The organism is Bacteroides gallinarum DSM 18171 = JCM 13658 (assembly GCF_000374365.1).
Lineage (GTDB): Bacteria > Bacteroidota > Bacteroidia > Bacteroidales > Bacteroidaceae > Bacteroides > Bacteroides gallinarum.
The window spans coordinates 36,947-61,597 of sequence record NZ_KB894120.1; the positions used below are offsets into that span (position 1 = coordinate 36,947).

Genomic DNA, 24,651 nt, shown 5'->3' on the forward strand with positions numbered 1-24,651 from the left:
CTTTCTTTCGGAACATCATGCCCAAACGGATAAAATCAAGATATACAGAGAATTACCAATAAAAATGGCATATGAAATGATTATAGTTACTAATCTTCATATGCCATTTTGTTTTTAAAGGTATTTACTGAATACTCCAAATCAAGTTATACCATACCTAATTGTAAGTAAACACACGCCTCTTATACTATCTTTTAGGTATTGTTTGCCCCTTTTACAACTTTTACCTTTGCCCCGATTTAAAATTATAAAAAAATAAGAAAATGAAAGGAAAAGATTTTGTGTTTTCTTTGTGTCTTGCATTCTGTGCCGTAAGTGTTTCGGCGGAAAACATAACGGAGCACGATAAAGATTACAACAACACGGAAAAGATAGAAAAAACGCCGCAAAAGAAGTCCAGGCTTACTTTAGGCGGATACGGCGAGGCTGTTTATAGCCGTAACTTCTTTAGCGATTCATGGAATCGTTATAAGAACGAAACTAACATAAAGGCGGCACAAGGAGACAAGCACGGCCGTTTTGACCTGCCGCATGTAGTCATATTCTTAGGATACGACTTCGGCAAAGGTTGGACAATGGGCAGTGAAATCGAGTTCGAACACGGTGGTACGGAAAGTGCAATGGAGATAGAAGACGATGAAGGCGGCGAATACGAAAGCGAGATAGAGCGCGGCGGTGAAGTGGCTCTAGAACAGTTCTGGATACAAAAATCTTTCTGTCCGGAGTTCAATGTGAAGCTGGGACATATTATTGTTCCCGTAGGTGCAACCAACCAGCACCACATGCCTACCGAGTTCTTCGGAGTTTACCGTCCGGAAGGAGAAAATACGATAATGCCCTGTACATGGCACGAAACGGGTGTCAGCATATGGGGACAGGCAGGCGACTGGCGCTACGAGGCTTTGCTGCTGCCCGGTCTGGATTCCGACCGTTTCGGTACGAAAGACTGGATTAAAGGCGGGGCAGGAAGCCCCTACGAATTTAAAATCGCCAATTCCATAGCCGGCGCTTTTCGCGTAGACAACTTCTCCATTCCCGGCTTGCGCCTTTCCTTGAGCGGATATGTAGGCAATACATTCACCAATACATTGGCGCACCCCAATACGTCATGGGAAGATGTGAAAGGAACAGTGGTAATCGGCGCTTTCGACTTTAATTACAATGCACACAATTGGATTGTACGCGGAAACTTCGACTATGGGCATTTGTCCGATTCCGACCGTATTACCGCATTCAATAAGAAATTCCGCGACGACGCTCCGTCACCCAAACAAAATGTGGCTTCGGATGCAATGGCCGCAGGCGTTGAAGCCGGATACGATATCTTCTCGCAGATTGATAAGATGAAGCAGAAAAAGCAGAGCTTGTATGCCTTTGCACGTTATGACTACTACGATGCAATGCACAAAACTGCCAATGGGGTGCTGAATTACGAATGGACCGGACGTCACCGCATAGCTGCCGGTTTAAACTACTACCCGATAAAAGAAATCGTCCTTAAGGGAGAGTATTCTATCGGACTGCTGAAAAGCCCCTATAATAACGAGCCGGCAATTTCCTTTGGAGTGGCTTATTCCGGCTTCTTTACGAGGTGACAAATTAAATAGGTTAACTATAAAACTCGATTAAAATGGAAATGAAAAGATTATTCAGATTGCCGATGTATTTGGCAATGGGAGCCTTCGTTACAATGAATCTGGTTGCTTGTGACGATGATGAAAACGGTGCCGGCGGAGAGACGGCACAAGAGCAGGCATTGAAGCTTGTTATAGAAGATTATGTGAACAATTCGGTTATTCCTACTTATAAAGGACTTGCCGATGCTGCCATAGAATTGTGCAATGCTTGTGAAGCGATGTGCGACGCAGGTGTCAGCGGACTGACAAAAGCCATGGTAGAAGATGCAGGCAATAAGTGGATTACTGCCCGCAGATATTGGGAGTTGAGCGAGGCTTGGCTGTATGGAGCTGCTGCCGATTACAACATCGACCCGCATATCGATACATGGCCTTTGGACAAGGTGGCAATGGAAGCCATGCTGGGAAATACGAAGCAGATGGAGCAGATGAAAGACAAAGAAAGTGCTGCCACCTATGTTAGTAACAGCCTCGGTCAAGGTCTGTTGGGATTCCATGCAATAGAATATATGTTGTTCGAGCCGGCTAATAAACAAACAGCTACTACATCTCCGCGCCCTGTCAGCAAATTTACTCAAAACGAACTGTATTACCTGGCCGCTGTGGCAGGCGATTTGCGCAACCAATGCGTACGTCTGGAAGTGGCTTGGTCCGATGAAGGTACTTATGGCGAGAGCTCTGAAAAATGGGGTTATTTGAGCAGTGCGGAATTGGAACCGACTTTCTACTATGGCGAGTCTATGAAAAATGCCGGTAGTGGCGGTAGCAAGTATAAATCTTATGCAGAAGCTGTTCAAGAACTGCTCGTAGGCGCTCAGGATATTGTCGACGAAGTAGGCGGACAGAAAATCGGTAACCCTATCGGTCATGGTGAAGATAATAATCCGGACTACATCGAATCTCCGTATGCTTTGAATTCCATTATTGACTTCGTAGATAATATCAAGAGCGTACGTACCGCTTATATGGGATATCAGACAGAGGCAAACGTAACTGAAAGCTACATCAAGCCGGTAAATCATTCTTTGAGCGACTATATCAAGACTGTTGATGCCGACTTGGATGAAAGAGTGCAGGATGCTATCGATAACGCTATCACTAAGATTCAACAGATGAAAGAACCGTTTGCATCCACTGCCAGTGACCCTCAATATGAACAAATTAATTTGGATGCCCAAGAAGCTTGTCAAGCTTTGAATGACATTCTGGATGAAGTAATGAATGCTGTACAGAAGAACTGATAACAATAAGTAATCTTTATTACAAGAGCGGATGTATATTGTTACGTCCGCTTCTGTCGTTATTATTACTGACTAATATTTTATGATATGAAAAAATTCCACTATTTATTGGGAGCCTTGATTTTTGTGGGCTTTACCGCTTGTAGCGATGACGAGCCCACGTCTGCCCCCGACGGCACTCCCTCCGGGGAGTTACCGGACTGGTATTATGCGGGAGGAGAGCTGGGTACGGCATTCATCACCACTTCCGCTGCATTCGAGCAACCGACCCCTGCGGTTGAAAATGCCGGTTTGACGTTGTCCTTCAAGCGCGGTGAACAACTATTCGAGAAAAATTTTGTGTCCAATACCGACGGAGTACGTGGCGGCCTGGGTCCCACTTATCTGCGCAGTTCCTGTATGCACTGTCATCCGGGATATGGACACGGAAAGAGCCAGCCCAACGGCACTTTCCGTACCAATGAGATAGGAAACGGCTATTTGCTGGTAGTGTATAATCCTGAAACGAACGCCTATGTGAACTGGTTGGCAGGTATGCCCCAGGGACACGCCGTAGCACCTTTTGAAGCCCCGTTGGATGAGTCTCAGATAACGATTACATGGCATGATTATACGGACAACTTCGGCAACAAGTTCGAAGACGGTGAAACCTACAAGTTGAGATATCCCGAAGTAGACCTGCCGAAAGAAGCCGTTTATGCATATAGGCAGGGTATCCTGAGCGATGCCGAAATGGGAGAGTACGATGTACGTCTGGAATCTACAATCGGTATTTATGGTACGGGCTTGCTGGATGCCATTACCGATGAAGATTTGAAAGAACAGTATGCCAAAGAAGAGAAAGACGGCTTTATGAAGAATGGGCTGAACCCGGCTTTCTTTGCAAACGGCGACTGGACAGGCCAATATACAAGCAAGGAAGCCACCAGTGACGGCAAGAAGTATCCTTACCGTTTTACTTATGCGCTGAGCCGCGGACCGTTGCAGGATGCCGCAGGAGCCAATGCTTTTTGGAACATCACCAACGTAACACGCAGCGACCGCAAGTACCACTATAAGGATGCAGGCGGTTTTTATGCCAAAGCAGCGGCTGCCGACCCGAATGTGCAGAGTGCCTTCCCTGCCTACATCGCCCAGGTAGACCCCGACAAGAAACATCCGGAATGGTTTACGGGAGATGTAGAGCAGAATATACTGAACTACATGAACTCTACGAACCTGGATGCGGAAGCTACAGACCAGAATTACATCGATTTAATGGTATGGCACCGGGGACTGGCAGTTCCAGCCGTCCGCAACATCGAAGACGAAGATGTGAAGCGGGGCAAGGAACTCTTCGAGGAGATAGGTTGCGCCTATTGCCACCGTCCGTCCTGGACTACGGGCAGCGACGAAATCAGAGACCCGGCACAGTTCTTCAACGGAAGCCAAGGGAGAGAGCTGCCGCGCTATCCCAACCAGACAATCTGGCCTTATACGGATATGGTACAGCATAAGTTACTGATGATAAACGATATCCGTACCGGCTGGTGCCGCACCACTCCGCTATGGGGACGCGGACTGCACCAACGTTGTACGGGTTCCGAATACATCGACCGCCTGCACGACTGCCGTGCGCGCACTACGCTGGAAGCTATCATGTGGCATGGTACAAACGAGCAGAGCGATGCTTACGAAACGGTAGTCGAGTTCCGCAAACTGTCCAAGACCGACCGGGATGCGGTAATCAAGTTCCTGGACTCTATCTAAAGGAGGCCGTTCGTAAAGCTTCTTTGGAATAGTTGAGTCATCTCGAATATGACGAAGGTTTCTTCATTATATTCGGGATGACATTTATGTATATTAACATAGTAATCTGATGAAACTACTGAAATCCCTTTCTTTTGGTTTAACGGGCGTGCTTGTCCTTTTCATGGTTGCGGCAACCTTATTGGAGAAACAGTACGGAACACCTTGGGTTGTCCGGTATATGTACGGTTCGCCTTTCTTCATAGCTTGCTGGGGAGGGCTTGCCCTATCTGCTGCGGCTTATCTCTACTGCCGCAAAACATACAGGCAACCTTTCACGTTTCTCCTGCATCTTTCCTTCCTTGTTATCCTGGCAGGTGCGCTGATTACCCATATTTTCGGGCAACAAGGAAGCGTACATCTGCGCCAGGATGCAGACGAGCCCGTTCGGGAGTTCACGGTGCAGGGAAAGACACAGCAGTTCCCTTTCGGACTTTCCTTGGAAAAGTTCTCTCTGGAATATTATCCGGGCACTTCCGCCCCTATGGACTTTGTCAGCGATATCATCGTGAAAGACGGAGCGGAAACATACGGGGGAAGAGTATCCATGAACCATATATACCGTTACCGCAACTACCGTTTCTACCAGTCCAAATACGATTCCGACGGCAAAGGGACTACCTTGTCCGTAGCTTACGACCCTTGGGGGATAGCAGTCACTTATACCGGGTACGGATTGCTGCTGCTGTCTATGTGCCTGTTCTTTTTCGGTAAACACAGCCAGTTCCGCCAGTTGCTACGCTATCCGCTGCTGCGTTCGGCGGCTGTTTGTACGATACTGCTCCTCTCCTCATCGGGCTGCATGCAGGCAAAGGCTACTCCGCGCGCCTTACCGCGTGAAACGGCGGCAAAGTTCGGCGAACTCTACATTTACTATAACGACCGGATATGCCCTTTGCAGACACTGGCAAAGGATTTCACCGTCAAGCTGTACGGAGCTTCCTCCTATAAGGGGCTGACTGCCGAACAAGTGCTGACCGGCTGGTTTTTCTATTACGACAGTTGGAAAGAAGAGCCGTGCGTGCTGGTCAAGAGCAAAGAAGTGCAACGCCTCTTGGGTATCGGCGGCAAATATGCCCGTCTGGTAGACTTCGCCGATATCAATGGCTACAAGCTGGATGAAGAAGTGCAGAACAAAATAGAGATGAAAGACATGCACGGCTTCGAAGAAGCGAATGAAAAATTCAGTCTCATCAGTATGGTGGCAGCCGGAAGCATCTGGAAAATATACCCCTACATTTCGGCAGGCGACAGCATTCACACTACACCCGGCGGACAGATTGTATGGTACTCCCTTACAGACCGCCTGCCGCATGAAATGCCCGAGGATTTATGGATATTCATACGCAACAGCATGAACTACGTTGCCGAGCAGGTTGCACGGGGAGACTTCCGGGAAGTAGGCTTGCTGCTCGACAAGATACGTAAGTACCAGGTGCGCGAGGCGGGAGATTTCCTGCCCTCCGGCTTCAGGTTCAAGGCAGAGAAATGTTACAACCGGCTCAACAACAGCCGTCCGCCGGCAATCGTTTCCATATTGCTGGGCATAGCGGCTTTTGTATTTTATTGCCGGTGCATGATTGCCGGGAAGCGTGCTTCCGGCAGGGTACATACGCTGTTCCTGTCCTTGCTGGGCGCGTTGTCTGTTTATCTCTGCTTCATGGTTACGTTGCGGGGGATAGTCAGCGGCCATGTACCTATGTCCAACGGACACGAAACGATGCAACTACTGGCGGCATGCTCGGCACTGCTGGCTCTCTTCTTTTACCGCAGAATATCCGTTGCCGTAAGTTTCGGTTTCCTATTTTCCGGACTTGCCCTGCTGGTGTCCATGTTGGGAGAATCCAATCCCCAAGTCACGCAGTTAATGCCGGTATTGTCTTCCCCCTTGCTCAGCTTCCATGTGGTGGTCATTATGATTGCTTATTCGCTGCTGGCATTCGTAATGTTCAACGGACTTACTGCGGTGCTTCTTTATTACTTCCGTAAAGACTGCGCGCTCGAGGCGGAACGTCTGCATATCATCAGCCGCATCATACTCTATCCGGCAGTGTTCCTGCTTGCGGCAGGCATCTTTATCGGTGCGGTATGGGCCAATGTGTCATGGGGGCGTTATTGGGGCTGGGACCCTAAAGAGGTATGGGCACTCATCACGATGATAGTCTATGCTTTTGCGTTACATCCGTCTTCTTTGCCATGCTTCCGCCGCCCTATGTTTTTCCACATATTCTCCATTATAGCCTTTTTCAGCGTGCTGATAACTTATTTCGGTGTAAACTTCCTACTGGGAGGAATGCATAGCTATGCATAGGACAAAATACGTTCTGCTACGTTACTTTTGTACTTAAAGAGCAGACAAAATACCGTTATACACTGAACAAAATCCCGTTTTACAGTTGCGGGCTGTACGGTTGCCAACTGCGGGCTGTTGAGCCCACAACTGAAAACCATACAGCCCACAGTTGCAAAACGGGGTTATACTACTGATAAAAGCGTAAAAGATACAGGAGAAAGTAAGATTTTCAAAAGGGCATTCCAGTGTTTTGATTTAGGAATTCCAAAGATAGTTCCATGATTGATAAAAACAAAGACAGAAAAGCAAAAATATTCTACCTTTCATTATACATGCCGGTCAAACAAAAAAAGAAACTCCAAGTCCTACATATATAAAAAATCTCTTCACCTATTTTCTTAGAAATAAATGAAGAGATTAATCGTAAATTAAAAAATTATCTACGTAAGAATATATAAGTTATTCATTGATAATTGTAACATTATCTATATACAATTTACTACCAATTGCAGCATTGTAATTAGCACCATCTTCGCTCGCAGAAAAGATAACAGCAAATTTATATTTTTTTGTTGTATCATATTCCTTCGTATAATCCAAAATTAAAGAAAATGGAGTATAATCTGCTTGACCTTCACTATTAAACATCGCTTTTGCTACAATCTTCTGCGAATTATAAATATTACCGCCATTCAGCGTCTCATCATCTGAATCAACCTCATACAAAACAGCAGCAATAGTGCATTTATCTTTCTTACTTGCATCCAATTGCCCATCGCTATTATAAAAAGAGTCTCCCGCTACATATTTAAAATATCCTTTCACCTCCAACGGTTTTTCTTCATATATGTTACCAAAAGAAGTGGTTGCCATAGGATCACTCATCGCTGCCATTGCATTAAAAGTGCCCAAGAAAGCCGTTCCTGCTGTAACTTTAGGAACTTTTTGTCCCCAAATTGTCCCACCTTTGGTATCGACCGACTCTAATAGCATAGCCTTATTTCCTGACACACAATCACTTGTTTCACGAGCAGGGAATTCACCTTCATAAGTTATACCACCACCCATGGATCCCATCTTCTTAATCAAACCTACAGCATCATTACAAGTAGCCCATCCAACCGGTTGCATTATATCGTTATACAGACCATCCTCAAAAAAATCCCACGCTTCAAAATCATATTCAATTTTATTTTCTACAGTACCTGAAATAAAAACCTTATACTCCTTTACTACTGTACCGTCTTCGGAAGTAACCGTATAAATTACTTCTTTATTATCAGAAAAATCTTGCGCTACGCCAGACTCAGGGATTATGGTAGCCTTATGAGAATAGGTAATGGTAGGTACTAAAGCCTTCAAAGCATCAGTAGTAGCAGAAGCTTTAACTTTAAAAGTGATAGTATTATCTTCATTGATTACTGGCTGTTCTGCTACAATAGGATTGTCAAAAGTGAATCCTGTAATTAAAGCATCCGAACTCTTTCTGGCAAATACTTTATATTCCCTCATTGTTTCACCGTCTTCCGAAGTAACTTTATAAACCACCACTTTATTTTCAGAGAAATCTTGTGCCACACCCGATTCAGGAGTAATGGTTGCATTTTCTGAATAAGTGATAATAGGTATCAGTGCTCTTAAATCATCAGCAGTTGCAGTCTCAACCACTTTAAAAGTAATAGTCCTATCTTCTTCGTTGATTACCGGCTGTTCAGCAATGACATCGCTCTCAAATTTAAACTCTTTAATCAGAGCCTCCGAACTCTCATTACCTGTCATTTTGTGGCCTTTATATTCTACGCGAACTTTCATGGGAGTATCAGCCACATTAACTTTAATTATTAGTTCAATATCTTCACCATTGATAGCTCCTTCAACAGAAACCGCACACTTACCGACAATCAAATCCAAATCGGCATTACCTGTAAAGGAATATTTATCTCCCTCAACCGTCAAAGGACAATTATCAATAGCCAAATCTCCAATAGGAATTACCGTGCCAGCAACTGTTATTGAAAAGTCCTTTAACTCCAACCCTATGGAAGTAGCAGAAGATTTCTTAATAGTTATCTTCTGCTGCATATCTTCAGCAATTACGTTTTCAGGTTCTTCATAAAAGACATCCATTAAACCTTTATAATTACCTGCAATCTCCTCCTCAATGACTTTAGAATAATCCACAGCATCGTCGTCATCGCTACAAGCCGTAAATAAACTCATCGAACAGAGCAATGCAAATAAACAAAACATTTTTTTCTTCATATAAGTACTTGTTTAGTTAATAAATTCACCCTATAGTTGGGGTGCATAATACTCTCTTTTTTATCAAGGGCACAAAGTAACAGTTTTTAAAGCCTTTATACAAGGTCTTTTCTAAAAAATAGATGTTCCTTTTTTCATATAATGATAAATACATAATCTATTCACATCCTTAAATACCTCTATATATATTAAAATGAAATAAACGTATCGAGACAGCGGCGGCAACCAGAAAGTCGGGAAATAAAAGATTTATTGTCATTTTTGAAACGATTTACAAAAAAAATTGTTACCTTTAAAAAGTCAAAAGCCCCTAAAGCAAGGCAAACTTGGCACATTAACCTCATTATAAACTATTAAAGCATTTGATATGTTCAACTCATTCGGCAATATTCTCCGGCTTACCAGCTTCGGAGAGTCACATGGCAAAGGCATAGGCGGCGTAATAGACGGGTTTCCCGCAGGAATTACTATCGATATGGATTTTGTACAGGCAGAGCTCGACCGCCGCCGTCCGGGACAGTCGCGCATCACCACCTCACGGAAAGAATCCGACAAAGTAGAATTCCTTTCGGGCATTTTCGAGGGCAAATCCACCGGATGCCCTATCGGTTTCATCGTATGGAACGAGAACCAGCATTCCAACGACTACAACAACCTGAAAGAAGTATACCGCCCCTCGCACGCCGACTATACCTATAAGGTAAAATATGGAATACGCGACCACCGCGGCGGCGGACGTTCGTCGGCACGCGAAACCATTTCGCGCGTCGTAGCGGGCGCACTGGCTAAACTGGCACTGAACCAGCTCGGCATACACATTACGGCGTACACCTCGCAGGTAGGGCCTATCAAGCTGGAAGAAAACTATACCGCCTACGACCTCGACCTGATTGAAACCAATCCGGTACGCTGCCCCGACCCGGAGAAAGCGAAAGAAATGGAAGAACTTATCTTCAAGATAAAAGGCGAAGGCGATACCATTGGCGGCGTAGTGACCTGTGTTATCAAGGGATGCCCTATCGGACTGGGACAACCCATTTACGGAAAACTACAATCCGCCCTTGCCGCCGGCATGCTCAGCATCAACGCAGCAAAGGCATTCGAATACGGCGAAGGGTTCAAAGGGCTGAAAATGAAGGGTTCGGAACAGAACGACGTATTTTTCAATAATAACGGGCGCATCGAAACGCATACCAACCATTCCGGAGGCATCCAGGGCGGTATCAGCAACGGGCAGGACATCTATTTCCGGGTAGCCTTCAAACCGGTGGCAACCGTACTTATGGAGCAGCACACCGTAAACCTGAACGGCATAGACACCACGCTCAAAGCCCGCGGACGCCACGACCCCTGCGTACTGCCCCGCGCCGTGCCTATCGTAGAAGCTATGGCGGCATTGACGCTACTCGACTTCTACCTGATTGACCGTACCACACAGTTATAATGAAAAAGCGGTAATGTAATATGGAAATAAAGAAATATATCGCAGAGAACGAGCCCCGGATGCTGGAAGATTTGTTCAGCCTTATCCGCATTCCCAGTATCAGTGCCAAACCCGAACACCACGACGACATGCTGGCGTGCGCCGAGCGCTGGGCGCAACTTTTGCTGGAAGCCGGTGCGGACGAGGCGCTGGTGATGCCCTCGGCAGGCAACCCTATCGTGTTCGGACAGAAGATTGTAGACCCGGAAGCTAAAACGGTATTGATATACGCGCACTACGACGTGATGCCCGCCGAACCGCTGGAACTTTGGAAAAGTAATCCCTTCGAACCGGAAATACGCGACGGCCATATCTGGGCGCGCGGTGCGGATGATGACAAAGGCCAATCGTTCATCCAGGTAAAAGCTTTCGAATACCTGGTGAAGCACGGTCTGCTGACCCACAACGTGAAGTTCATCTTCGAAGGAGAGGAAGAGATAGGCTCTCCCAGCCTCGAAAGCTTCTGCCGGGAACATAAGGAGCTGTTGAAAGCCGATGTTATCCTCGTTTCGGACACCAGCATGCTGGGTGCAGACCTCCCCTCGCTGACGACCGGGCTGCGCGGGCTTGCCTATTGGGAGATAGAAGTAACCGGACCGAACCGCGACCTGCACTCCGGTCACTTCGGCGGTGCGGTAGCCAACCCTATCAACGTGCTCTGCCGGATGATAAGCGAAGTGACGGATGCGGACGGACGCATCACCGTGCCCGGCTTCTACGATGATGTGGAGGAAGTGCCGCAGGCGGAACGCGAAATGATAGCACGCATCCCCTTCGACGAGGAGAAGTACAAAAAGGCTATCGGCGTAAATGCCCTCTCCGGCGAAAAAGGGTACAGTACACTGGAACGTAACAGTTGCCGTCCGTCTTTCGATGTATGCGGCATATGGGGCGGCTATACGGGAGAAGGCTCCAAAACCGTGCTCCCCTCCAAGGCATATGCCAAAGTATCGTGCCGGCTGGTTCCGCACCAGGAGCACCACAAGATTTCGCAACTGTTTGCCGATTATATCCGGAGCATAGCCCCCGACACCGTACAGGTAAAGGTTACTCCGATGCACGGCGGGCAGGGCTACGTATGCCCCATTACCCTCCCCGCATACCAGGCGGCGGAGAAAGGTTTTGCAAAGGCTTTCGGGAAGAAACCGCTGGCCGTGCGCCGCGGCGGAAGCATCCCTATCATCTCCACGTTCGAGGAGGTGTTGGGCATCAAGACCATACTTATGGGATTCGGGCTGGAATCCAATGCTATCCACTCGCCCAACGAAAACATTCCGCTGGATATCCTGCGGAAAGGTATCGAGGCAGTTGTCGAATTTCATCTGAATTACTGATATGGACGATTCGAACAAACCCTGGGAAGTGGTTTCCAGCGAGTACCTGCACAAAGCCCCGTGGCTCACCGTACGCAAAGACCATGTAGTATTGCCGAACGGTAACCACATTCCCTCTTATTATATATTGGAATACCCCGATTGGGTAAACACCATTGCCATTACGCGCAACGGGCAGTTCGTTTTCGTCCGCCAGTACCGCCACGGTATCCGGCAAACCTGCTACGAGCTTTGTGCCGGCGTGTGCGAGGTAGAGGACGCCTCTCCGCTGATTTCCGCCCGGCGGGAACTGCTCGAGGAGACGGGCTACGGAAACGGGACATGGCGGGAGTATATGCAACTCTCGCCCAACCCGAGTACTCATACCAATATTACGTATTGTTTCCTGGCTACCGGGGTAGAAAAGGTTTCGGAACAGCACCTGGAAGACACGGAAAGCCTCAGCGTACATCTGCTTACGCTTGCAGAGGTTAAAGAACTGTTGCAGAAAGGGGCAATCAAGCAAGCTTTAATGGCCGCCCCGCTATGGAAATACATAGCCGAAAACGGATTATAACCCGAAAAAACCCGGAATACGAACCTTACTGGAACGGCTTACGGAACGTGCAGCCGCTTTTCCACTCGGAGCAGCCGTAAGCCGTTTTTCCCTTAATGACCGTACCCTTTCCGCAAAGTGGGCAAGGCTGCCCCACCAGCGCATCACCGGCAGGTACGGCAGAAACCGGACTGCTGGTGGCTGGCGGACTACCGGCGGCAGAAAGGCTATCAGGAACAGAAAGACTATCGGCAGCAGGAAGATTATCAGTAGCAGGGAGGCTATCGGACGCGGCTTGTTCCGCTTTCTTTGCGGCAGGTTTCCGGGGGGCTCTTTTCTTCGGTTCTTTTTTCGGCTTATCGGCGGAAGCGGCGGATGTCTTTCCGTTCTTGTCCGGCGCAGGCGCCTGTATGGTGATGTGCCGGTTGCTGTTATCGGAAAGGACGCTCAATACGATTTCCGACACCATTTGCTTCAATTCTTCCAGGAACTGCCCCGCATTGTACGTGCGCTTCTCTATCTCGCGTAACTTCTTCTCCCAGATACCCGTCAGCTCGGCGGATTTCAGCAGTTCTTCGTGGATAATCTGAATCAGCTCCACACCCGTAGGGGTGGCTATCAGGTTCTTCTTCTCCTTACGAATATAGTTGCGTTTGAAAAGTGTCTCGATAATGGCGGCACGGGTAGAGGGACGGCCGATGCCGTTCTCCTTCAAGGCATCGCGCAGCTCGTCGTTGTCCACCAACTTGCCAGCGGTTTCCATAGCACGCAGCAAGGTTGCCTCGGTATAAGGGCGCGGCGGCTGCGTCCACTTCTCGTAGAGGTCGGGCAGGTGCGGGCCGCTCTCCCCTACTGCGAATGCGGGGAGTACGTTCTCCTCCTCTCCGCCTTTTTCTTCCCTCTCCTCCTGCGACTGCGCCGAAGGAGTACCGAAAACGACCCGCCAACCGGGTACGAGTATCTGTTTGCCGGACACCTTGAACTCAATCCCTTCCACCTCGCCTATCACGGTGGTGGTAGCAAACTGGCAGTCCGGATAGAACACGGCGATGAAACGGCGTGCAATCAGGTCGAACACCCTACGTTCCATGTCCGTCAGGTTTTGGGGCGGCTGCCCGGTAGGGATAATGGCGTGGTGGTCGGTTACCTTCGCGTTGTCGAACACCTTCTTCGACTTCGGCAATGAGGCTCCGTCCAGCGGAGCGGTCAGCGCCTGATAGTCGCGCAAGCCTTTCAGTATGCCGGGGCATTTGGGATAGATGTCGTCGCTCAGGAAGGTGGTATCCACGCGCGGATAGGTGGTTACCTTCTTTTCGTACAACGACTGAATGGTTTTCAGCGTCTCGTCGGCAGAGAAGGCAAACTTCTTGTTGCACTCCACCTGCAAGGAGGTCAGGTCGAACAAACGGGGCGGGGCTTCCTTACCGTTCTTGCGGGTGACATTCGTTATGGTAAACGGGGCATTCCTTATCTGTTCCAGCAAAGCCGTTCCGCGTTCCCGGTCTGCGATAGGCTCTATGCCCCGGTTCTCCTCCGCCTTCGCTGTTTTGGGGGCAGCTCCCTCTTTCTGCTTCTCCGCCTCCAACACCAGTTCCTCGTCGCTCTTGCGGAGAATGGCGGAGAAGGTGGTATCGCGATACACCGTTTTCAGCTCCCAGTACTGTTTGGGCACGAAGTTCTGTATCTCCAACTGGCGGTTCACAATCAATGCCAGCGTGGGTGTCTGGACGCGTCCGATAGAAAGTACCTGCCGGTTCTGACCGTACTTCATGGTGTACAGGCGGGTAGCGTTCATGCCCAGCAACCAGTCGCCGATAGCACGCGAAAGCCCTGCTTCGTACAGCGGCTGGAAGTCGGACGCATCCCGCAGCTTGGCAAATCCCTCGCGGATAGCTTCTTCCGTAAGCGAGGAAATCCAGAGGCGTTTCACCGGGCAGCGCGCACCGGCTTTCTGCATTACCCAGCGCTGAATCAGCTCTCCCTCCTGTCCGGCATCACCGCAGTTTATAATCATGTCGGCGTGCTGCATGAGGTGCTCTATTATATGGAACTGGCGTTCGTAGGTGGGGTTGCTGATAAGCTTGATACCGAAACGGGGTGGAACCATAGGCAGGCTGCCCAGGCTCCACGACTTCCAGTTGGGCGTGTACTCGTGCGGCTCCTTAAGGGTACAGAGGTGGCCGAATGTCCAGGTTACCTGGTATCCGTTTCCCTCGATGTATCCGTCTTTCTTATCTCTCGCTCCGAGTACATCGGCTATGTCACGCGCCACAGAAGGCTTTTCGGCAATACAAACTATCATTCGCTTTTCTTTTAGGTGGGCAAAGATAATGCAAAACGGGGGCAGTATGAAAAGAACCCGTTCATTTTTTACGCCGGAGCGCGGTTTATCTTCGCCCGGCAAAGATAGTGCAAGCCGGAGGCAGAAACAAACGGAGCCGCCCTGCAAGGTGAAAAGAGCTGTCCCGTAAAACGGATTCCAGCCCCTGCAAAGGCTTTTAGCACAAATTTGAAAGATAACTGTACAAAATTGACAACCGGCTGAACATTCGGCACTATAAAAAAAACATCAGAGCTCACGGTTGCATGGAAAAAGGCGTAATTTAGCAACCGGGGAAACAGCCTCCGAAATCAATTATAAAACTAATAATATGGTAAAACAAATCTCAATGAAGCACATAGCTTGCCTATCCCTGCTAAGCTCATCCGTGGCATATGCCGCCGAACGTCCCAACATCATTTACATCTTCACCGACCAGCACACGGCAAGCGCCATGAGCTGCGCCGGAAACCCGGACTTGCACACGCCCAACCTGGACAGGCTGGCAGCCGCCGGTATCATGTTTCAGAACGCTTACTGCACCGCACCGCTCAGCGGTCCCTCGCGCAGCTCGATGTTCACGGGGCATTATCCCGATGCGGTAGGGTTGTCGGTAAACGGCTCGCCGCTGCCCGACTCTCTTAAGACCCAGACGCTGGGTACGCTCGTCAAGAACGCCGGATACGAATGTGCATACGGCGGCAAGTGGCATGTGCCCGAACTCGATATTCCCGACAAGCAATACGGTTTCGACCAGATATACAGACACAGCGACGACGGACTGGCGGAGGCCTGCGTGGAATTCCTCTCCAAGAAGCACGACAAGCCTTTCTTCCTGGTAGCCTCGTACGACAACCCGCACAATGTCTGCGAATACGCACGCAGCCAGAACCTGCCTTACGGCAACATCAACACGCCGGAGATACGCAACTGTCCGGGACTTCCGCCCAACTTCGCCAAGAACCCCTACGATGCCGATGTCATCGAAAACGAACGCGCCAACAATTTCAACGTGTACCCCACCGCCACCTTCACCCCCGAGGACTGGCGCATGTACCGCTATACGTACTATCGCCTGGTAGAGAAAGTAGACCGTGAAATCGGCAAGATTGTCGATGCTATCGACAAGAACAACCTGTGGGAAAACACGGTCGTTATCTTTTCCAGCGACCACGGCGACGGCATAGGCGCCCACCAATGGAACCAGAAGTCGGCGTTGTACGAGGAAGTGGTGAACATCCCGCTCATCGTAACCCTACCCGGCAAGAAACATGCTGGTGGGAAACTGCCGCAACTTATCAGCAACGGGGTGGACTTCTTCGCCACTATCTGCGACTGGACGGGTGCTAAGATGCCTAAAGGCGCTGCCGGCAAGTCTTTCCGCAAAATTGCCGAAGAAGGCAATCCGCAAGCTCCCCACCAGGATTACGTCGTTACCGAAACCCGCTTCGACGGCAGCAAGACGCGTGGTTGGATGATACGTACCGAGCGCTACAAATATGTGCTGTACGACAAGGGGAGACACCGCGAACAGTTGTTCGACATGAAGAACGACCGGGGCGAAACGAGAAACCTGATGATGGAGAATGCCTACAAGGAAGTAGCCCAACAACACCGCGACCTGCTCGAAAAATATATGAATACGTACAAAATCAGGCCGACACGCCCCAAGCTGCACGACGTACCGGGAAAGGTACTGCCCAAGAAGGCAAATTACCAGACGGCATACAAATAAACCTACCACAGCGGATGCAGCGTCCCGCAGGGTGTTTTCTCCTTGCGGGACGTTGTGCCTGCTGTGTAAGGAACAACGATTCATTATCTTAAACATATTACCTACCGTACATGAATAAGACTTTATCGATTACCCTCCTCTCCCTGCTGGCAACCGGCGTACAGGCGCAAACTACCGGAGAGGCCACTATCAGGCTTACCGATACGACGCTGATGCACGAAATGCGTGCAACCCCCTCGCCGCTGAACGATGCCGTTGTGGACGACCGTGCCGTGTCCTTCCAATGGCCGTTGCCTGCCGGCCTCCATATCCTGCGGAGCGGCCTGGACGGTGCAGAGGAGAGCACCCCTCCCAAAGAGATAGACAAGAGCAAAATGCGTTATTTGCTGCGTTACTCGCAAAGCCCGGCATTCGGGCAGGAAGCTACCGTGCAGGTAGAGACTCGCTGGCCGTTCTTCAACCCGGAACAAGACCTGGCGCCGGGCACGTGGTACTGGCAGTACGGCTACGTTACGGACAAGGGAACGGAATGGAGCGACCCCCTGCGGTTCACGGTAGAGGCCAATCCGCAGAAGTTCTGTCCACCCGCCCTGAAAACCGTACTCGCGAACCTGCCCGCACATCATCCCCGCATATGGCTCGACAAGGACGAATGGGACGGTTTCATCCAGCACAGCCAGGGAAAGACCGAACGCCATACTTACCTCGAACGTGCCGGCAAGGTGCTCGCCACCCCGATGAAGTCCGTAAACGACATCAACACAGACCTGGCGAAAGGGCTTGCCAACGAGGTACAGAAAAAAGCCATGCTCACCCGCGAGAGCCGCCGCATCATCGACAGCGAAGAAGCCAATACGGACGTGCTGATTCGCGCCTACCTGCTTACCAAAGACCGCCGTTATGCCAACGAAGCCGTGAAACGCGTCAAGGAAATGGCTACGTGGGGAGACAACGAGAACGTGGTGGGCGACTTCAACGAGGCTACCCTGCTTTCGCTCTGCTCCATGGCATACGACGCCCTGTATGACGTACTGGACGACAGTACGCGCAAGTTCCTGCTGAATGAAATAAAGGAGTTCGGCGGCAGTATGTTCGCACACAACATCAACCGGTTGGAAAACCACATCGCCGACAACCATGTGTGGCAGATGACCTTCCGCATCCTTACCATGGCGGCATTCACCGTTTACGGCGAACTGCCCGAAGCCGATGTATGGACGGATTACTGCTATAACCTATGGCTCGCCCGCTTCCCCGGACTGAATAAGGACGGAGGGTGGCACAACGGCGATTCTTACTTCCACGTCAATCTCCGTACGCTGGTGGAAGTGCCCTATTTCTATACCCGCATTACGGGTTACAACTATTTCTCCGACCCGTGGTATCAGGGAAATACGCTGTACGTCATTTACCAGCAGCCGCCGTTCTCCAAATCGGGCGGCAACGGCAGCTCGCACCAGAATATCCTGACACCGAGCGGCACGCGGGTAGGCTACGCCGACGCCCTGGCACGCATGACGGGAAACACGTATGCCGCAGACTACGTGCGCCACATCAGCGTCCGCCAACCCGATATATTGGAACAGGGCAGCACCTCGAAAGCCGGCGGGCTGGCATGGTTCCGCCTCCAATGCGACAAGCCCCTGCCCACCGGTCTCGGGCTGAAAGACCTGCCCATGGGACATGTGTTTCCACAAACCGGGCTGGCATCTTTCTCCACCGACCTGGACGACACCGGCAAGAGCGCCATGCTCAGCTTCCGCAGCAGCCCGTACGGTAGTACCTCGCACGCCATAGCCAACCAGAATGCCTTCAACACCTTCTGGAACGGGCAACCGCTCTTTTACAGCAGCGGCCACCACATCAGTTTCACCGACAAGCACAGCATTTACTGCCACCGCGCCACCCGTGCCCACAACACGATTCTGGTGAACGGCATGGGACAGCGCATAGGTACGGAAGGTTACGGCTGGATTCCGCGCCATTACGTAAGCGACCGGATAAGCTATGTAGCGGGCGATGCGTCCAATGCCTACGGCAAGGTTATCTCTCCGCTCTGGCTGCTGCGCGGCAAGCAGAGCGGGCTGGAATATTCTCCCGAAAACGGCTGGGACGATACGGGGCTGAAAACTTTCCGCCGCCACATCGTAACGCTGGGCAAAAGCGGCTACTCCTTCATATACGATGAACTGGAGGCTGCCGAACCCGTAACCTGGAGCTACCTGCTGCACACGGTAACCAACCCGATGCATGTAGACAAGACCGGAGAATACGTGCATGTACGGGCTACGAGCAAGGACGGCGTATCGGATGTTTACCTCTACTCCGCCGGAGCGCTGAAGACGGACACCACCAGCCGGTTCTTCGTACCCGCCGTCAACTGGCTACGTGCGGACGAGAAAGGCCGCTTCAAGCCGTACCCCAACCACTGGCACTTCACCGCAACATCAGGCAAGCAGAAGGTGTACCGCTTTGCAACGGTTATATACACCCACGCCAAAGGCAATGACGCGGAAGCCACCCACGCCGCTCCCCAGAAGTTGAAAGACGGCAGCATCCAGGTAGGCGACTGGAACATCAAAGCGAACATCTCCACCCACGGCAAGCCCGCATTCGAGGTGCGGAATACGCGCAAGGGCTACGACGCAAGCGTAAGCTACAAGGATTACGGTGCAACGATAATACAAGACGGCAACAAAAAGACGGTGCTGAAAGACGAGGTTCCCGAACTGGAAATCTGACCCCGCCGCATACCGGCTTCCTTATTCGCCGCAATTCCAACCAGAATGCCTTCGACAGAGGCGGCTGAAAACCCTTCCGGATACCGGAAAGAGGGTTTTCAGCCGCTTTTGCCATATATCCCCCTCCTGTTTATACAGAAATGAAAGCGGGATGTACAAAACTGAAAGCCAAATCAACACGCCGATAACATCAAAAACACGCCATAAAAAGACCGATACAAAGAAAATCCATAATTTAGCAGCAGGAAAATCAGTATTACTATCATATTAATATTCCATATGAAAAACATGCGAAAAATTCTCCTGCTGGTAACCGGTCTGCTCGCCGTACTGGAAATCCATGCGCAAACCCTGACCGTCACCGGCAAGGTGGTGGACAACGAAGGGTTGGAAGTTATCGGCGCCAACATCAAGGTAAAAGGCAGCGCCGGCATAGGAACCATTACGAACATAGACGGGCAATATACCCTGAAAGTGGACAATCCGTCCAAAGCCGTACTCATATTCTCTTATATAGGTATGAAAACGCAGGAAATCCCCGTGAAGAACCGGAAACGGATTGATGTAACCATGCAGCCGGACAACAAAGTGCTGGACGAAGTGGTCGTTATCGGTTACGGTACGGCAAAGCGTAGCGACCTGACGGGTTCCGTCGTATCGGTGAAGGGCGACGACCTGATGCAGACACCCACGTCCAACGTAGCGCAAGCATTGGTAGGACGTGTGGCCGGTGTCAACATCACACAGGCGGAAGGTGCTCCGGGTTCCAGTATCTCTATCCGGGTACGCGGCGGCATCTCCATTACCCAGAGTAACGAGCCGCTCTACGTAATAGACGGATTTCCCAGCGAGGACGGCATGGAGAGCCTCGACCCGGGCGAAATAGAAAGCATAGACATCCTGAAAGATGCCTCGTCCACCGCTATCTATGGTGCACGCGGCGCCAACGGCGTAGTGGTAATCACCACCAAGTCCGGCGGCAAGGGCAACGATACCAAAATGAGCGTCAGGTTCGACAGTTATATAGGGGTAAAAAAGGTGTCCAAGAAGCTCCCCGTCCTTTCACCCCGCGAGTTCGTCCTGCTGGACTACGAACGCCAGCTCGCCTTCAAGGGCGAGGAGGGTATAAAGACTTTCCAGAACAAATACGGCTCTTTCTCCGAAATAGACGAGAATTACGCAAACCGGGAAGGCATAGACTGGCAGGAGGAGGCATTGGGGCGTACCACCACCTCGCAGAACTACCGCGTAAGCATCTCCGGCGGAAACAAGGAGTTGAAATACAACCTGAGTTACAGTTACTTCAAAGATTTGGGAGCCATGATAAAGAGCGGAAACAACAAGCACAACGTGGCCTTCAGCATGTCGCACAAAGCTTCGGAACGTTTCCGGACCAATGCCCGCATCAACTACAACGAGAACAAAGTATATGGCATGGGCACATCGGACGGCAGCACCCGCTTCAACAAAATGGAACATATCCTGCAATACCGCCCTATCATCGGACTGTACGGCAACGACAGCGACCTGCTGTATGACACCGACCCGATGCTGGAGGACGATTATACCAATCCCATGGTAAGCCCGCTCGTATCCGCCTCGGCGGAAAAAAAGGACAAACTGGCGCGTACACTGCAAATCAGCGGAGGATTCACATTCACATTCAACAAACGGCTGAGCTTCACCAACAGCACCGGCATGCGTTACTCCAATACACGGAACGATGTGTTCAACGGTTCCCAGTCGAGCAACGCCAAACGTTCCAGTATCAACGGCTATACGCAGTACGACGAGCGAGGAAGTGTACAGACCTCCAATACCCTGAATTACGAGTTCCGCAAAAAGAAGCACAAACTGACGCTAATGGCAGGCCAGGAGTTCATTACCAACTGGAGCAAAAGCCTGCGCGCCACCGTCACCAACTTCCCCAACGACGACATCGGACTGAACGATATGAACCTGGGTAACCCGAGCGCCACTACAAGCAAGGTAGTGAACGACGACAAGCTTATCTCGTTCTTCACCCGAGCCAACTACAACCTGGGCGACAAATACCTGCTGACCGTTACCATGCGCGCCGACGGTTCTTCCAAGTTCAGCGACAGGCACAAATGGGGTTACTTCCCTTCCGCCTCCGCCGCCTGGCGACTGGGCGAGGAGGAGTTCATCAAGAAGCTGAACCTGTTTTCCGACCTGAAGTTCCGCATCGGCTACGGCCTGGCCGGAAACAACCGTGTAAGCAGCTATTCTTCCCTGGACCTGCTGGAATCGGTCGTTTACATCAACGGAGACTCGCAGATACCCGGTTATGTTCCCGTAGGCATACCGAGCGAGGAGCTCCGGTGGGAGTCGAACGCCACGTTCAACATGGGCATAGACTTCGGTTTCCTGGAACAACGCATCACCGTGTCGCCGGAATTCTACATCAACAACAGCACTAACCTGCTGCTCAACAGCCGCGTACCGGGTTCTTCGGGCTCCACCAATATGCTGCGCAACATCGGCAAGACCCGTAACATAGGTTTCGACCTGACTATCAATACCGTGAATATCGAAAGCAAGCACTTCAACTGGCAGAGCAACCTCAACCTCTCCTACAACCGCAATACAATCGAAGCGCTTTCGGGCGAACAGTATTCGTTGTCGGAGGCCTCCTTCGGCTACAACCAGGCAACGCACAAGATAGAGGTAGGCAAACCGGTAGGACAGTTCTACGGCTACAAAACGCTGGGCGTGTACCAGGTAGACGATTTCTACTACGACGCCGATACCCGGACTTACCTGCTGAAAGAGGGCATCCCCTATATGGGAAGCCGCGAAAGCGTGAAACCCGGCATGTGGAAGTTCGCCAACCTGGACGACAGCAACGATGTCATCGACGACAATGACCGCACTGTCATCGGCAATGCCACCCCCGACTTCTACGGCGGCCTGAACAATACCTTCAAATACAGGAACTGGGACCTGAGCATACTCTTCACTTTCAGCTACGGAGGCGAGGTGCTGAATGCCACCAAGCTCACCAACACCAAAGCAGGCAAGTTGAACTACAACGTCTTATCCTCCGTAGACAGCCGACACCGCTGGATGACTATCGATGCGGAAGGAAACGTCGTGACCGACCCCGAACAATTAGCCGCCATGAATGCCGGACGCAATGTAGCCAGCATCTACGACCTGGAGATGAACGACAACTACATACACTCCTGGGCGATAGAGGACGCCTCGTTCCTGCGGTTGAGCAATATCAACATCGGCTACACCTTCAACCGCAAGAAGTTGCGCAACATCGGCATACAGAACCTGCGTCTCTATGCTACCGGCAACAACCTCTTCGTATGGACTCCCTACACCGGTTTCGACCCCGAGGTGTCCACCAAGGGAAACAACCTGACACCGGGAGTAGATTTCGGCGCTTATCCGCGTAACCGCTCCTTCATTTTCGGCGTAAACGTAGCCTTCTGACAAACGGACATCGAGAATTCTTATACATTATATATAAACAATCCTATTCATCCGCCATGAAAACGATAAAAAACACATACCTGATACTGGCACTTCTGGCTGCCGGAAACCTGTGCCTCACTGCGTGCGAGGATACCCTGGCCGAAAACCCGGACTCCTACTACACGCGGAAAGACTTTTTCGTAGACGCCGCCCATGCGGAAATGGCCGTTACCGGCATCTACAACATGCTATACGTTCTCTACAAAGACATCGACGGGCAGAACACAGCCGCGTCGGACGACATTATCTTCCCATCCGGAGGTGCCAGCACGGACAACGGACGCCGCGACATGGGACATTACACGCTGTTCACTTCCAACAAATCGCTCGAAACCCTGTGGAACGGGAAGTACGAACAACTGAACCGCGCCAACTACTGCATACAGAATATAGAGTCGATGAAAGGCTATTCCCAAAACGAAGAATTGCAAAAGCTGGTAAGCGAAGCCAAGTTCCTGCGGGCGCAAGCCGCCTTCGACCTGGTACGCTACTGGGGCGACGTGCCTTTCAAGACCCATTACTCCGACAGTTATGAAGATGCCTATATGCCCCGCACCGGCCGTGAAGAGATTTACGACCAGATAGTACAAGACCTCGACGATGCCAAAGAGATACTGTCGTGGGCAGACGCCTCCTCCTCACCGGAGAAAGTAACGCAAGGTGCAGTACGAGCCCTGCTGATGCGCGTCCTGCTGACCCGTGCAGGCTACAGCCTGCAAATGGACGGCAAGCTGGCACGTCCCGACGACGCCTTGCGCAAAGAATACTTCGAGAGCGTTATCGACGAATGGGAGGCTTTCGAAGAGAACGGTTACCACGGGTTCTACGAAGGAGGTTACGAAGCCTTGTTCAAAGGTTTCTCCGAAGGTGTGCTCAACTCCAGGGAAAGCTTGTTCGAAGTGGCTTTCTGCTATCCGTACGGAGGAGGCTGGGGCTGCGGAATCGGGCCGAAAGTAGCTGCCCCCAACGTAGCGGTGGGCGAAGCAAGCAAATACATGGGACGGGGCAACGCCTATTACCTCGCCGTACCCGAATGGAGAGGATTTTACGAGTGCGCCACCGCTGAAACGACCGATGAAAAAGGCAAAGCCGTAACCGAGGAAATCCCCGTAGACCAACGCCGCGACGTAACTATCTGCACCTACCAATATACATGGGACGACGCCCTTATGAACCACGTCAAGAAAGAAGACACCCGGGGACGTAACTGGTATCCGGGCAAATGGCGCCGCGAATGGATACCCAGCGGAAATACCAAAGATTTGAACAGCACAGACATCAACTACTGCATGCTGCGCTATGCCGATGTGGTACTAATGGCCGCCGAAGCCTACAACGAAACCGGTAACACCGGCAAAGCCTGGGAACTGCTAGGCAAAGTACGCGAACGCGCCGGCGCCACGCAGGTAAAGACATTGGCGGCATATCGGGAAGTGCAACCCAACCTCTACGACCTCCCTTACTTCAACAGCGGCAGCGCCCAAGACGACTTCCGCACCGCCCTCTACTGGGAACGCGGGCTAGAGCTGGCCTTCGAAGGGCAACGCAAATACGACCTCATCCGCTGGGGCATCCTGGCGGAAGCCCTGCAACTGTTCGGCAAGGACACCGCCGCCAATTCGGGCAGCAGCAAGCTTTACCTGGCACCGGACAACTTCGTGCCGGGCAAGCACGAACTGCTTCCTATTCCCCTGGACGAGATGCAAGTGAACCACATGCTGGGCGGAATCAACAATCCTGGATACTAAAACAATAAACATTTATCGAGACAAATC

Annotated in this window: 13 protein-coding genes; 11 read left to right on the forward strand and 2 right to left on the reverse strand. The window is 50.8% G+C overall.

All coding sequences use genetic code 11. The features are described from left to right. Window positions 1-263: 263 nt before the first annotated feature. The 4 genes from C233_RS0105060 (at window position 264) to C233_RS0105075 (ending at window position 6,977) form a co-directional block, all read left to right on the forward strand. Window positions 264-1,595, forward strand: a complete 1,332-nt coding sequence (locus C233_RS0105060; RefSeq protein ID WP_018666368.1) for a TonB-dependent receptor — start codon at window positions 264-266, stop codon at window positions 1,593-1,595. Window positions 1,596-1,636: 41 nt separating this feature from the next. Beyond that, window positions 1,637-2,878: an imelysin family protein gene (locus tag C233_RS0105065; protein WP_026314738.1), complete on the forward strand. Its 1,242-nt coding sequence runs from the start codon at window positions 1,637-1,639 to the stop codon at window positions 2,876-2,878. An 87-nt stretch (window positions 2,879-2,965) separates the two neighbouring features. After that, window positions 2,966-4,627 (forward strand): di-heme oxidoredictase family protein, encoded by a 1,662-nt coding sequence (locus tag C233_RS0105070; protein WP_018666372.1) that lies wholly within the window; start codon window positions 2,966-2,968, stop codon window positions 4,625-4,627. 109 nt (window positions 4,628-4,736) lie between these two features. After that, window positions 4,737-6,977, forward strand: coding sequence for a cytochrome c biogenesis protein CcsA (locus tag C233_RS0105075; RefSeq protein ID WP_025068643.1), 2,241 nt, complete (start codon window positions 4,737-4,739; stop codon window positions 6,975-6,977). A 441-nt stretch (window positions 6,978-7,418) separates the two neighbouring features. Here the strand turns inward: C233_RS0105075 and C233_RS0105080 are convergent, their stop codons facing one another. After that, window positions 7,419-9,221, reverse strand: a complete 1,803-nt coding sequence (locus tag C233_RS0105080) for a PCMD domain-containing protein (protein ID WP_025068642.1) — start codon at window positions 9,219-9,221, stop codon at window positions 7,419-7,421. A 367-nt stretch (window positions 9,222-9,588) separates the two neighbouring features. Here C233_RS0105080 and aroC point away from each other — a divergent pair, with 367 nt between their 5' ends. From aroC to C233_RS0105095, 3 genes are read left to right on the forward strand one after another with little or no spacing between them, the layout of a single operon-like run. Next, window positions 9,589-10,665, forward strand: coding sequence for a chorismate synthase (aroC, locus tag C233_RS0105085; protein WP_018666377.1), 1,077 nt, complete (start codon window positions 9,589-9,591; stop codon window positions 10,663-10,665). Window positions 10,666-10,685: 20 nt separating this feature from the next. Then, the gene (locus C233_RS0105090; protein ID WP_018666379.1) at window positions 10,686-12,038 is read left to right on the forward strand and encodes a dipeptidase; all 1,353 of its coding nucleotides are present in this window, start codon (window positions 10,686-10,688) and stop codon (window positions 12,036-12,038) included. Between the two features lies 1 nt (window position 12,039). Next, entirely contained in the window at window positions 12,040-12,594 is a 555-nt protein-coding gene (locus tag C233_RS0105095) for an NUDIX hydrolase (RefSeq protein WP_018666381.1), read from the forward strand. 25 nt (window positions 12,595-12,619) lie between these two features. On the opposite strand, the gene C233_RS0105100 is transcribed toward C233_RS0105095, so the two are convergent. After that, a complete protein-coding gene (locus C233_RS0105100; RefSeq protein WP_018666382.1) occupies window positions 12,620-14,875 on the reverse strand; it encodes a DNA topoisomerase 3 in 2,256 nt (751 codons plus the stop codon). 349 nt (window positions 14,876-15,224) lie between these two features. On the opposite strand from C233_RS0105100, the gene C233_RS0105105 reads away from it, so the two are divergent. The 4 genes from C233_RS0105105 (at window position 15,225) to C233_RS0105120 (ending at window position 24,624) form a co-directional block, all read left to right on the forward strand. Then, the gene (locus tag C233_RS0105105; RefSeq protein WP_018666385.1) at window positions 15,225-16,628 is read left to right on the forward strand and encodes a sulfatase family protein; all 1,404 of its coding nucleotides are present in this window, start codon (window positions 15,225-15,227) and stop codon (window positions 16,626-16,628) included. Window positions 16,629-16,738: 110 nt separating this feature from the next. Then, complete coding sequence (locus C233_RS0105110) at window positions 16,739-19,369, forward strand: DUF4962 domain-containing protein (RefSeq protein ID WP_018666386.1); 2,631 nt, start codon at window positions 16,739-16,741, stop codon at window positions 19,367-19,369. Window positions 19,370-19,648: 279 nt separating this feature from the next. Beyond that, complete coding sequence (locus tag C233_RS0105115) at window positions 19,649-22,834, forward strand: SusC/RagA family TonB-linked outer membrane protein (RefSeq protein ID WP_018666388.1); 3,186 nt, start codon at window positions 19,649-19,651, stop codon at window positions 22,832-22,834. A 56-nt stretch (window positions 22,835-22,890) separates the two neighbouring features. After that, complete coding sequence (locus tag C233_RS0105120) at window positions 22,891-24,624, forward strand: RagB/SusD family nutrient uptake outer membrane protein (protein WP_018666391.1); 1,734 nt, start codon at window positions 22,891-22,893, stop codon at window positions 24,622-24,624. Window positions 24,625-24,651 lie beyond the last annotated feature (27 nt).

Coding starts and splice junctions, on each gene's coding strand:
- C233_RS0105060 (WP_018666368.1), top strand. CDS start 264: ATGAAAGGAAAAGATTTTGTGTTTTCTTTGTGTCTTGCATTCTGTGCC.
- C233_RS0105065 (WP_026314738.1), top strand. CDS start 1,637: ATGAAAAGATTATTCAGATTGCCGATGTATTTGGCAATGGGAGCCTTC.
- C233_RS0105070 (WP_018666372.1), top strand. CDS start 2,966: ATGAAAAAATTCCACTATTTATTGGGAGCCTTGATTTTTGTGGGCTTT.
- C233_RS0105075 (WP_025068643.1), top strand. CDS start 4,737: ATGAAACTACTGAAATCCCTTTCTTTTGGTTTAACGGGCGTGCTTGTC.
- C233_RS0105080 (WP_025068642.1), bottom strand. CDS start 9,221: ATGAAGAAAAAAATGTTTTGTTTATTTGCATTGCTCTGTTCGATGAGT.
- aroC (WP_018666377.1), top strand. CDS start 9,589: ATGTTCAACTCATTCGGCAATATTCTCCGGCTTACCAGCTTCGGAGAG.
- C233_RS0105090 (WP_018666379.1), top strand. CDS start 10,686: ATGGAAATAAAGAAATATATCGCAGAGAACGAGCCCCGGATGCTGGAA.
- C233_RS0105095 (WP_018666381.1), top strand. CDS start 12,040: ATGGACGATTCGAACAAACCCTGGGAAGTGGTTTCCAGCGAGTACCTG.
- C233_RS0105100 (WP_018666382.1), bottom strand. CDS start 14,875: ATGATAGTTTGTATTGCCGAAAAGCCTTCTGTGGCGCGTGACATAGCC.
- C233_RS0105105 (WP_018666385.1), top strand. CDS start 15,225: ATGGTAAAACAAATCTCAATGAAGCACATAGCTTGCCTATCCCTGCTA.
- C233_RS0105110 (WP_018666386.1), top strand. CDS start 16,739: ATGAATAAGACTTTATCGATTACCCTCCTCTCCCTGCTGGCAACCGGC.
- C233_RS0105115 (WP_018666388.1), top strand. CDS start 19,649: ATGAAAAACATGCGAAAAATTCTCCTGCTGGTAACCGGTCTGCTCGCC.
- C233_RS0105120 (WP_018666391.1), top strand. CDS start 22,891: ATGAAAACGATAAAAAACACATACCTGATACTGGCACTTCTGGCTGCC.